Origin of the sequence: Algoriphagus namhaensis (genome assembly GCF_042649705.1) — a bacterium.
Lineage (GTDB): Bacteria > Bacteroidota > Bacteroidia > Cytophagales > Cyclobacteriaceae > Algoriphagus > Algoriphagus namhaensis.
In genome coordinates this window covers 324187-335946 of sequence record NZ_JBHRZS010000007.1, presented here as the reverse complement: position 1 = coordinate 335946, position 11760 = coordinate 324187, and the positions used below count along the sequence as shown (strand labels likewise).

The following is an 11760-nucleotide window of genomic DNA, read 5'->3' as shown; positions in this document are numbered from 1 at the left end:
TTTAAAACATAAACACAACCTACCCCAAACCTCCTTTGAAAGCCAACTTTACCTTCCTAATCATCTGCATTGCAGTTTCCCTTTTAATTTCTTGTGGTTCTCAGGAAAAAAAAGCTCCAACAAAACCCAATGTACTTTTCATTCTTGTGGATGACTTGGGCTATACCGATGTGGGCTTTATGGGTAGTGAGTTTTATGAAACACCCAATTTGGATGAACTGGCCTCTAAATCTGCCATTTTCACCCAAGGATATGCGGCCAGCGCCGTTTGCTCTCCATCTCGGGCGAGCATCATGACAGGACGCTTTGTATCTGGACATGGCATCACCGATTGGATTGGGGCCCCGGAAAAGGAAGATTGGCGGCGATATAATCGACATACACGATTGCTTCCCCCAGAGTATATTCATGCATTGCCGGCAGAGTTGAATACATTTCCAGAGCTTTTTCAGCAGGCTGGCTACAAAACCTTCTTTGCAGGAAAATGGCATTTGGGTTCGGAAGAAGATCAATCCCTTCCCACCGCCCATGGTTTTGATATCAATGTTGGAGGATTTCATGCAGGAAGCCCGGCAAACGGACGCTATTTTGCCCCATTTTCCAATCCCCAAATGGAAGATTACCCCGAGGAAAAAGGCCTGAATCTCTCTATGCGATTGGCTCAGGAAACGAGCAAATTTATTCAAGAGCACCAATCTGAAAGCTTTTTGGCCGTCATGTCCTTTTATGCTGTGCATGGGCCTATTCAGACCACTGAGGAAAAATGGAAGAAATATAGAGCCAAAGCGGAACAGAAGGGAATAGCTGAAACTGGCTTTGAAATGGAGCGAATCCTTCCTTATCGAAAGGCTCAAGACAATCCTGTCTATGCTGGACTTGTAGAGCACATGGATGATGCCGTCGGCTTGGTTTTAGATAAATTAAAGGAGTTGGATTTAATGGAAAACACCATCATTGTTTTCACATCGGACAATGGAGGCGTGGTCTCAGGAGACAACTACTCCACCAACCTTGCTCCACTTCGAGGAGGCAAAGGCTATCAGTGGGAAGGCGGGACACGAGTTCCCTATTTGATTTACGTCCCTTGGTTGGATCAAAAAGGCGAGCGGTTGGACACTCCTGCCAGCGGAGTTGATTTTTTACCCACTTTGCTAGATCTGACTGGGCAGAACCCTGTCACCGAAAATATCGACGGAGTGAGTTTGAGTAAAGTATTGCAAGGCCAGAGTCTCGAGACCCGAGCGCTAATCTGGCACTATCCCCACTATGGAAATCAAGGAGGAGAACCAAATTCCACCATTCGAAAAGGTAAGTGGAAATTGATTCATTACTGGGAAGATGGACGCGAGGAGCTATACGATCTGGAAAATGATCTTAGCGAGAAAAAAGACCTAATTGCGAGCCAATCTGACATAGCCAAAGCACTTTCGGAGGAATTAATGAAACGTCTGCAGGAAGATCAAGCTCGCTATGCCTATCCCGATCCTGAATTTAGTCCAGACTCATCTTCAATGGTATTGGAAAGGTTTCGCACTACCCTGCTAGAAAGACTGGAAAATCAGCGAAAGCAAATGCTAGCGCCTGACTTCCAACCCAATGTCGACTGGTGGGGAAGTAAAGTGATTGATTAGAAATTATAATTTGAAAACAAGCTCTTTTGAAATTCCCTAGCCCACGAATACAAACCTTAAATCGACAAGTACTCCTTGGTGAATATCTCGAAATGAGTGTTGTTCAAAATCGAACTAGGGAGCTTTGGACATCCTTTGGCCCCAAAATAAAAAACATTGAAAATCGGAAAGGTGAAGAACGATTTTCGCTTCAGATTTATCCCAAAGACTATTTTCAACACTTCGATCCAATGAAGGTTTTCACCAAATGGGCCGCAGTGCCAGTGGTGGAAGAAAAGGAACAAAACGGTTTGAGGTTGTTAATCCTTGAGAAAGGATTGTACGCTGTGTTTGATTACCGCGGGATGCCGGGAGACTCGTCTATTTTCCAATACATTTATCAAGAATGGTTACCCAAGTTGGGGTTTACGCTTGCAGATCGGCCCCATTTTGAAGTCTTGGGACCTAACTATCAAAATGGCTCAAGCGAGTCGGAGGAAGAAATCTGGATTCCCATTGAGATGCAGAAAGTTTAATCAATTATCTTAAAACATGCTCAAACTACTCGGAATACCTTTCGACGCCAACTCTTCTTTCCTCAAAGGCCCTTCCTACGCGCCAGATCGAATTCGACTCATGGATAAGGAAGGCTCAGCGAATCGATTTGCTGAAAATGGAATTGAAGTTATTCCTGGTGAGACTTATGCCGATTTAGGAGATTTATCCTTTGAAAGTACCGACCCCAAAAAGGCCTTTGAATTGATTCGTACTCGAGTCTTCAAGGAGATTTCCTCAGGCGAAAGATTGCTTTCAATTGGCGGAGATCATTCTGTGAGCTTTCCAATTATCGACGCGCATTCTGAAGTGCACAAAGGACTGAATATCCTTCACTTTGATGCACATGCGGATCTTTATGAAAACTTCGACAACAATCCCTTTTCCCATGCATCGCCGTTCGCACGGCTTATGGAGACTGGTCGGATCAATTCGCTCACGCAAGTTGGATTACGGACACTCAGTACTCATCAGCGTGACCAAGCCAATCGATATGGTGTCAAGATAATCGAGATGAAAGATCTTAATGAAGCATTTTTACATCAGCTCAAAGGCCCTTTATACATTTCGCTGGACTTGGATGTTTTGGATCCCGCTTTTGCGCCGGGTGTCTCACATCATGAGCCGGGAGGCATGAGTACTCGCGAGCTTATCAGTTTTATTCAAAAAGTTCCTTTGAGAGTAATTGGCGCCGACTTGGTGGAATACAATCCCATGAGAGATACCAATTCTATGACTGCGATGGTAGGCTATAAATTGATGAAAGAATTAATGGTGAAAATGCTTTAGAATTAAAGAAAGACACTTAAACATCATAAAACGCAATATTCAATCTAACCTTAACACTATGGACAATTCAAAACCAAAAGTAACCGGCATAGGAGGTGTATTTTTCAAAACAAATAATCCCGAGGCAACTAAGGAATGGTATTCCAAAAATCTGGGACTAGCTGTTAATGAATATGGATCTGCATTCGAATTCCGAAATGCGCATCGACCTGATGAAATCAATTATTTAAGTTGGAGTCCCTTCTCCAAAGACACGAAGTATTTTGACCCTTCCGGAAAAGAATTTATGATCAATTACCGTGTCCAGCACATTGAACAGCTTGTGGAAAACTTGAAAGCTAATGGTGTAGTAATCTGCGATGAGATTGAAACCTACGATTACGGGAAGTTCGTCCACATTATGGATATGGATGGAAATAAAATTGAACTTTGGGAGCCAAAAGATCATGTATTTACCGAAATGGGAGGTGAGACTACCAAATAATTCTTAGCCCATTCTACCCGAGTTAGGATTCAAAAGTAATTCCTACAAAGGACTCTAATACTTATCGGGATTCTTTCTTAGATTAAGTGAAAAATCTAACTCAAATAGATCATGAAAAAGTCATCCTTATTCCTCCTTACGCTTTTGATTTTGTCGCTTCCTGCTTTGGCACAAGACAATCTTTCAGGTCAATGGGTTTTCAATGTGGAAACTGATATGGGAAGTGGAGCCCCTACTTTCGATCTGAAGCAAGATTCCGAAGGTAAAATCTCAGGTACCTACGAAGGCCAGCTTGGAAGCTCTGATGTAACAGGAACTTTCCTAGAAGGGAAATTTCATCTAGAGTTTTCTATTCAGGGAAATGCTATCGTCTATGACGGAGAATTTATTGATGGAAAACTCCAGGGCACTGTCAATCTAGGAGGTATGGCTACCGGCACATTTGTGGGTACTCGGAAAGAAGAATAGTCTTAGGTTTTCCTATGAGTTAGTGTTTCTTTTTGAAAAACACTTTTTTAACCAGAGTCACTACCAAAAGGACGACAAAACCAATCACTAAACCCATCAGGAAGTCTTTGATCAGGGATGGCCAGCTTTCTAGCAAATGATGGAAAAAGTCAATGTTGTGGGTAAAAATCCCTCCAGAAACCAGCAGTAAAGCGATAGTTCCTATCACTCCCATGCTCTTAATGATTTTCGGTAAAGCGCTAACTAAGAGTCGCCCAATTTTATCCGAAATGCTATTATCCTCTTCATTCAGATTAATCAGCTTTACACCGAACTCATCCATCCTTACGATAAGGGCAACGATACCGTAAACACCGACTGTGGCAAGCAATGCGATGATGGAAACCACGATAATTTGGGTAGAAATAGGCTCCTCTACCACGGTGCCCAATGCAATGATCACAATCTCCACAGATAGGATGAAGTCCGTAAGTATGGCCGATTTAACTTTTGCTTTTTCAGCTGCCTGAATCTCCTCCTTGGTTAAATCCTTGACCGTTTTAATCGCCTTGGCCTGTTCATGAGGCACGAGATATTCGTAAATCTTTTCAGCTCCCTCGTAAGCCAAATAAAGCCCTCCCAAAATCAGGATACCGGTGACTACCACCGGTACAAAGGCACTCAGCAAAAAAGCAAAAGGAAGAATGATCAGCTTATTCAAAAAGGATCCTTTGGTAATGGCCCATAGGACGGGAAGCTCACGGTCTGTCACAAAGCCAGAGGCTTTTTCAGCATTCACAGCTAGATCATCTCCAAGAATTCCTGCTGTCTTTTTTGCCGCCACTTTACTCATCACAGCCACATCATCCATCAGTGTAGCGATATCGTCTAGAAGCGCAAATATTCCTGAAGCCATGCTATTGTGTTTTTTGATTAGCTAAGAAATCCCCTTAACCCGGCGTGAAGATAATTCTCTAATTAAACCTTGCCAAATGCAAAACTGAATCTAAGCCAGAAATACTTTCGGTATCTTACTTTGCTAATTCGGTTTCAAGTTTCTCAAGAAAAAGTTGCTCCACAAAAAATTGCCAATCCGCAAATTCCCGAGCCTGATTGGCCAGGTGAATGTGATGATCCTGATCCAGCACATAATTCGGCGGCTTGTTTAAGATCCGGGTTTTACCATATACTTCTTCAAGATTAGACACAATGGAAGCCCACTCGGCATTCATTCCAGCAAGCTTGGACTTGGCCATGTTTTGTTTTTCTCCTGAAGGATCATCTAGCTCGGCAAGTGCCAGTATAGCTCGATTAGAAAATTGAACTGCCTGTGCTACTTGCTCATAGACTTCAAGCGCATAGGTATTCCTGCTGGCCTTTTGTTTCGCAAATTGAATCTTGGCTAGAACCTCTTCGACTCTTTCAAAATTCTTTTGAGCCAAGGCTATTTTTTCAGCATTACTTTGAGTCCATTCGCCTGGAGAGTTTGAATCTGGAAATGGAATTAAGGCCTCATCTATTTGCTCAGGAAATCTTTTGAGTCGATTCCTGTCTTTTTGATCGAGTAAAAGATTTTTCCAGTCCGCCACGGGAGATTCTAAGAGATCGATGAAAGCATTTTCATTTTCTGAAAGCTCATACCCAAAAAATCTATGCCTAAATGCCTGCTGCATCTGCTCTATGGATCGCTGATCACCTGACCAAGCGAATTCGGCAAAAGTCGCAATGCCGCGCTGATATAACTCAAAGTGCGGGGAGTCATCATCCCAGAGGGTCAGTAGTAAGCCTCGTGTATTTTGAGCAATGGAGCTTTTAGCAAAATCCAGAATATTTTGGGCATTGCTCTGCTCCTGTGGCATTAGGTTCCAGCGGGTTTGGCCTGCGGTAGCACCCATGACTTGAAAGCCATTTTCGGTAAACCAAGTCATGGCCTTAGCATTGCCAGGAGACTCAGGCATGCTATAATTCCATCGCATATAGATGCAGTTTTTAGGAAACATCTCCACGTATTGATTTAGATTTTGTTCTCTTTCCTGCCAGATGCTATCCACCTGAGCGCTACTGAGATTACTATCATAAATAGTCCTGTAAAGCCCTGCATTTTGCAGTGGCATGTCATCCCAAAAGATCGGAGTCACTCCCTTATTTTCAGCATATTCACTCACTCGATTGAGCCAGATCAATTGAAGCTCCAGAGGAGACTTTCCGCTGCCCCGACCTGTCGTATTCACTTCATCTCCTCCCACATGGAGAAAATCCGCATGACTAAAAGTCTGCAAAGCATCTTCATACAGATCAAATTGTACTTCATAAGTTTTTTCGTCAAGAGGGTTGAAAGCCCAATCACTAGCCGGATCATCTCTTAGATCGGCAAATTCGGGATGCTTTAGGATAAAAGATGCATGACCAAGCCCTTGTACAAGAGGACTCATCCGTATATTTCTGGCCATTGCATAGTCAGAAATTTCTTTCCAGTCTGCCACAGAAAAAGCATCAGGTGCGGCCACGGTAGGCTGTCGTTGATAGCCCAGCTTATCCTCAATTTCGATTATTATTCCATTGATTTTCAGAGCGGCAAACCGGTCCATAAGTTCAAAATAATACTCCTTTTTCTCAAGATGATGTTTTACATCCAAATGAACAGCTCGGAAATCTAATTTTGGTTCGTCCTGAATCTGGACCAAAGGAATTTTTATCCCTTGATCTGTGGCATCCTCAAGCAACTGACCCAGAGTCATGAGCCCGTACCAAAGACCTTCATTGGCATTGGACCGAATCCTTACCTGCTTCTCAGTGATAGTCATTTCATAGCCTTCTGACTTGATCTGTAGCTGGTCATCTATTTCAAAATCAATCCATTCACCTTGAAATTGAGATAAATTATTACCTCCGGTAAAATGATTCTTTGCCGATTCAAACTCGTCGATTAAATCATCTGGTGAAATTCCCGATGTCTCAGCCATGGTGAGAACACTAGGACTAGGTAGCAATTCAAATTGACCCTTTCTATCGATTTCCTTTGCACAGGAAAATAATAGATAAGCCGTTACAAGAATTAAATAGGTTGAAGTTCGATTCATGGGGTTAAAAAAGTGATGATTCTTAAGTTAAGTAAATCTCAGATCAGATCATTCCTGCGTCTAAATTTTTCTCACCACCCAAATGATTACTTCCGAATTGGTTAGAAACGTAATAAGATTCGAATTTTTAAAATTTCGTAGTTTCCCTTTTTAAATTATCTTCCCATTCTCAAAAAATCAATCCCTCGTGCCAACAAACTCTGCTCAAGAAATCGTCGAAAAATTACCGAGAAACCTCGGACTTTGGGGAGTTTGGATGCTGGTGGTGAATGGCTTAATCGGGGCAGGAATATTTGGCTTGCCGTCTGGTGCAGCTGCTTTGGCCGGTGAATACAGCGTCTGGATTTATGCCTTTTGTGCGCTGCTGATGCTTCCAGTGATCTTATGTTTTGCGGAGGTAGGGAGTTATTTCCGAGGCACAGGCGGGCCGATTCGTTATGGAAAAATGGCTTTTGGACCTTTCGTGGGGTTCCAAGGCGGCTGGCTTTACTATCTGGCGCGGCTAATTTCTTTTGCTGCAAATACGGTTTTGTTGACCGATAGCATAGCCTACTTCTTTCCATCACTAGGGGAAGGAAATGGGAGATTGATTTCCCTGGCTTTGACTTGTGGGGGCTTGAGTCTAATCAATATTCTTGGTTCGTCGGAATCTATCAAGTCGATGACCCTTTTCACTATCATCAAATTTGCTGTTTTGCTCGGACTGATTTTCGGAGGATTCGTTCTTTTGGGTCCTAGTGTAATACCATCTTTTGATCAGCCTATACCTCCTGGTTCTGATCTAGGAGCTGCCGCCTTGCTTCTGATTTATGCATTTGTTGGATTTGAAGGAGCTGTGGTACCGGCGGGAGAAGCCAAAAAACCAGAGCGAGATATGCCTTTAGGCCTGATTTTGGGCTTGGTCGTTGTGGTGGTTTTATACATGCTGATTCAATTAGTGGCTCAAGCTGCCGTTCCAAATTTAGCAGAAAGTACAGCCCCACTTTTGGATGCCTCCTCTGCACTATTCGGTAATACAGGTGCTATAATTTTGATGATTGGGGTCTTGACTTCTGTGATCGCCAATCTTATCACTTCAATGTTTTCTGCTTCTCGGGTCACTTACGCCCTTGCGATTGAAAACTCACTACCTGCCTGGTTTGGAACTGTAAACCCTAAATTTTTAACCCCGGCAAATTCGGTTTTATTCTTCGGCGTTTCTGCTTTTTTGATGGCGGCCTTTGGATCATTTACATTCTTGGCGGCCATGACGGTGTTGTCTCGCTTATTCCTATTTATCATGACCTGCGCCACTGTCCCAGTGCTGAGACCCCGATTTGTTGGCAAAGGATTTTTCATTCTAAAGGGAGGGTATCTTATCCCGATTTTAGGCATTCTTGCCTGTCTTTGGCTAATGCTTCAGGTGAGTTGGACCTCCATCTGGCTTACTTCGGTCTTGATCGCAGTGGGTACGGTTTTATTTTTCTTAGGGAAAGCCCAAAATAAGCCTGAGTCCTAATTCTGAGAGAGAAAGATGGTACGGTTTGAACTCAAACCGCAAGTTTATTTCCAATGTAAATCAGTACCCAAGAGGTCAAAAACATCAATAGTCCGTAGACTGCGGAAGGAATCGCCATGGTTGGATTTACTAAAAGTGTGGCAGCCACAGTGATTCCCAAGGTGCCATTTTGAATCCCTGACTCAATCGAAATAGTTTTACTTTGCTTGATACTCAAGCCCAAGAACCTTGCACTGAAATAGCCAATGGCCAAAGTCCCAAGGTTAAGAATCAAAGCGACAGGTCCCACTTGAGAGAAAAATAAAATAATGTTTTCGCGATCCTTTAGTAAAGCGGCTACGACTATGATGATAAAAAATACTGTGGAAATAATCTTAAATGGTCGTTGTAATTTGATTGCAAGCTCAGGCGATTTTCTTAGCACAAGCATTCCCAAAGCCACTGGAATAATGGTAATAAAAAGCACCGCGATCACCGTACCCACCACATTCAATTGTTGCTCTTCCCCTCCTGGGATAAAGTAAATAATAGAAAAATTGACCAAAAGCGGTATAGTTATCACCGTGATTAGCGATGAAAAAGCCGTTAGCGAAACGGACAAAGCCGTATCCCCTTTTGCCAAAAATGTGATCAAATTAGAGGTGGCACCACCAGGACATGCGGCTAAAATCATCATTCCCACTGCTAGTTCTGGAGAAAGCTGAAAAGCTATCACCAAGACAAAAGCCAAAGCCGGCAGAATGAGCAGTTGGTTCACCAGTCCCAAGGTCACGGCTTTGGGATAGATGAAAATATTTTTGAAATCTTCCGTCCTCAAAGTAATCCCCATCCCAAACATAATTACGGCTAAGGAAAGGGGTAAAAAAATTTGAGTTAGAGCATTTGCCTCCATAGTTTTTTGGGTTTAAAAAAAGGAAGATAGGGATTTAGAAGCGGTCTTTCCAAGTTTGGGATATTTGGAATCAACTTATCCACCCAACATCGCCGCGACCATAAATCCGGCATAAGTACCTAAAGCATTACCCAAACTCCCAACTAGTACACCGGGAATCAAGAGGTCGGGTCGATCCAAACTTTCAGCTGCTGCCAAGGCGGTAGTATTTCCACCCACATTGGCCTGCGAAGCCACTGCAATAATATCCCAATCCACCTTAAACAACGCCCCAATCCCAAAAATTACTAGGCCATGAATCAGGACAATTAATCCAACAAATAAGGACAAGGTGGGAGCGAGATCTCCTAAGCCTTGTAAGGTACCTAGGTCACAAAGGCTACCTATCGCGGCAAGAAAAATCAGGATCAGAAAAAAGCCGATCGTTTGGGTTCCTTTCAATCGCTTCACAGCCGGAATCTGCGCGAAAATCAAGGCAAATGTGGTCAAAATGATTATTTCAGGAATTTGGGGGTAATATACCTGAAGACCTTTGGCGGCCGCCAAAGACAAAAAAGCCATACCGAATATAGCCCCGAGTCCCGCTAAGGAAACCCGCTCTTCTTCTACCTTGTGTGCATCTTCCGCAGATTTGTTGATTTTTTTCTTTCTCGGGAAAAATGACTGCAAGTATTTAGGCAAAATCAGGGTGGCTATGATCCAAGGTGTCCCAATCAAATTATCCACCACTGTACTTGCTGCAAAAAGATTAGCATTTTCATTCAATTCATAATGAATAGCCACAGCATTGAAATTAATACTTCCGCCGATGTAGGTCCCTGTAAACATCCCCGCAATTACATGTGAGAGCGCACCAATTTGTTGCTCAGGTCGGACCAAAAACCAAGAGACTGCAACCCCGATAATGGTCCCGGCTGCACCCAGTAAAAACATCATTAAAATGGGCAAACCTGCGTTTTTCAAGCTTTTCAAATCTACCTCAAGCAAGGTGATGAATATACCCAAAGGTGCCAAGTACAAAAAAACTCCAGTATAAACGGGATGCCCTGAAGTGGCGGTAGGCACCAAATTTAGATTTGCAGCTATGGCCGTAATTAGAATCACCAAGATGGGTGCACCTACAGTTTTACCCCATTTAAATTTGCCGAGCCACACTGCTAAAAAAGCAAACAAACAAAGCATTCCCGCGACGTACACAGGATCTTGGGTAAAGTTCATTGGGGAAATTAGAAAAAAAAATGGATTTGCCGAGCCTCCGCAAAGCCTTTCGAAAAGCGGTACAGCCAAGATTGGCTTCGCTTGATACTACAGAGTTAAAAAATTATATTAGGCTTTATTTATTCTAATTTCATGAAAAAACTTTTACTCATGCTCGCCATATCCGTAGTCGGATTTGCTTGCACCCCTGGAGTTTCTCCTCCTATTGAAAGTGAGATCAGCACCAGTTCGTACACCCATGGAAAGGTAGTGTGGCATGACTTAGCTTCTCCCGATCCTGAAAGCTCTGCCCAGTTTTATGAGACCGTATTTGGCTGGACCACTGTCCCTTACGGCGAAGGAAATCGACAAGTTTGGATTTTCAAAAACGGAGATCAACCCTTAGCCCTCATGGCCAAGTATCAAACCAAATCCGGAACAGGAGAATGGATTGGTTCTATTTCCGTTCCTGATGTAAGTGCAGCTGTCGCAAAGGCAAAAAGTAGAGGAGCTGCGGTTTTGGAAACCCCCACCGACACTGAAAATCTCGGTACCATCGCCTTTATCCAAGACCTTCAAGGAGCCAATATTTCCTTTATCAAATTCGCTAATGGAGATCCAGAAGCTGGCTTGGCCAAAATCAATTCTTTTCTTGGATTAGAGCTTTGGTCAAACAATCCCAAGGAATCTATTGGCTTTTACTCGGACTTAATCGGATATAGCACAGCCAAAATGGATGGAATGGGGATTGACTACACCATGCTTCAAATGGATGGAAAAAACTGTGCTTCAGTGATGCAGAACCCGGTCGAAAATGTACGATCTCATTGGGTTCCCTATATCCGAGTAAATGACGTCAACGATGTAGTGGCGAAGGCCAAAGCAGCTGGCGCAACGATCTTAATCGAGCCATCTCCAGAGATCAGAGGTGGTACTGCAGCACTATTTTTAGATCCTACAGGTGCTCCTGTGGCTGTTCAAGTTTATAATCCTTAATTAAGAAATCATGATCAAGAAAATATTAGTAATCGCACTAGTCGTCGGAAGTAGTCTCTTATACCACGCTTGCTCAAATATGCATGTATCCGGTGGCGTTGGCATGAGTTTTACTGGTGGTCCATATGGCCCTAGACTTACACCCACGATGAACGTGGGCGTCTACGGTGGCGGCCCCGTGAGATGGTAAATTCTCATTAACTAAAACAAAG

General features: G+C 43.2%; 12 protein-coding genes. 8 read left to right on the top strand and 4 right to left on the bottom strand.

What is annotated here, in order from left to right; genetic code table 11:
* The first annotated feature begins 35 nt into the window (after positions 1-35).
* The 5 genes from ACFOSV_RS09725 to ACFOSV_RS09705 all read left to right on the top strand — a co-directional run bounded on the left by ACFOSV_RS09725 (position 36) and on the right by ACFOSV_RS09705 (position 3906).
* A complete protein-coding gene (locus tag ACFOSV_RS09725) occupies positions 36-1631 on the top strand; it encodes a sulfatase (RefSeq protein ID WP_377905814.1) in 1596 nt (531 codons plus the stop codon).
* 26 nt (positions 1632-1657) lie between these two features.
* Positions 1658-2146, top strand: a complete 489-nt coding sequence (locus tag ACFOSV_RS09720) for a GyrI-like domain-containing protein (protein ID WP_377905813.1) — start codon at positions 1658-1660, stop codon at positions 2144-2146.
* Between the two features lie 16 nt (positions 2147-2162).
* Positions 2163-2954 (top strand): agmatinase, encoded by a 792-nt coding sequence (gene speB / locus ACFOSV_RS09715; protein WP_377905812.1) that lies wholly within the window; start codon positions 2163-2165, stop codon positions 2952-2954.
* 58 nt (positions 2955-3012) lie between these two features.
* Entirely contained in the window at positions 3013-3438 is a 426-nt protein-coding gene (locus ACFOSV_RS09710; protein WP_377905811.1) for a VOC family protein, read from the top strand.
* Positions 3439-3549: 111 nt separating this feature from the next.
* Complete coding sequence (locus tag ACFOSV_RS09705; RefSeq protein ID WP_377905810.1) at positions 3550-3906, top strand: hypothetical protein; 357 nt, start codon at positions 3550-3552, stop codon at positions 3904-3906.
* Positions 3907-3925: 19 nt separating this feature from the next.
* On the opposite strand, the gene ACFOSV_RS09700 is transcribed toward ACFOSV_RS09705, so the two are convergent.
* Both ACFOSV_RS09700 and ACFOSV_RS09695 read right to left on the bottom strand, forming a co-directional pair.
* Positions 3926-4801: a DUF808 domain-containing protein gene (locus ACFOSV_RS09700; protein ID WP_377905809.1), complete on the bottom strand. Its 876-nt coding sequence runs from the start codon at positions 4799-4801 to the stop codon at positions 3926-3928.
* A 115-nt stretch (positions 4802-4916) separates the two neighbouring features.
* Entirely contained in the window at positions 4917-6965 is a 2049-nt protein-coding gene (locus ACFOSV_RS09695; protein WP_377905808.1) for a family 20 glycosylhydrolase, read from the bottom strand.
* Positions 6966-7152: 187 nt separating this feature from the next.
* On the opposite strand from ACFOSV_RS09695, the gene ACFOSV_RS09690 reads away from it, so the two are divergent.
* Entirely contained in the window at positions 7153-8463 is a 1311-nt protein-coding gene (locus ACFOSV_RS09690) for an APC family permease (RefSeq protein WP_377905807.1), read from the top strand.
* A gap of 31 nt (positions 8464-8494) precedes the next feature.
* Here the strand turns inward: ACFOSV_RS09690 and ACFOSV_RS09685 are convergent, their stop codons facing one another.
* Both ACFOSV_RS09685 and ACFOSV_RS09680 read right to left on the bottom strand, forming a co-directional pair.
* A complete protein-coding gene (locus ACFOSV_RS09685; RefSeq protein WP_377905806.1) occupies positions 8495-9355 on the bottom strand; it encodes a bile acid:sodium symporter family protein in 861 nt (286 codons plus the stop codon).
* Between the two features lie 75 nt (positions 9356-9430).
* Positions 9431-10573 carry a DUF819 family protein gene (locus ACFOSV_RS09680; RefSeq protein ID WP_377905805.1) on the bottom strand — a complete coding sequence of 381 codons (1143 nt, stop codon included), beginning with the start codon at positions 10571-10573 and terminating at the stop codon, positions 9431-9433.
* A 132-nt stretch (positions 10574-10705) separates the two neighbouring features.
* Between ACFOSV_RS09680 and ACFOSV_RS09675 the strand changes: the two genes are divergently transcribed.
* Both ACFOSV_RS09675 and ACFOSV_RS09670 read left to right on the top strand, forming a co-directional pair.
* Complete coding sequence (locus tag ACFOSV_RS09675; RefSeq protein WP_377905804.1) at positions 10706-11548, top strand: VOC family protein; 843 nt, start codon at positions 10706-10708, stop codon at positions 11546-11548.
* A 10-nt stretch (positions 11549-11558) separates the two neighbouring features.
* Complete coding sequence (locus ACFOSV_RS09670) at positions 11559-11738, top strand: hypothetical protein (RefSeq protein WP_377905803.1); 180 nt, start codon at positions 11559-11561, stop codon at positions 11736-11738.
* Positions 11739-11760 lie beyond the last annotated feature (22 nt).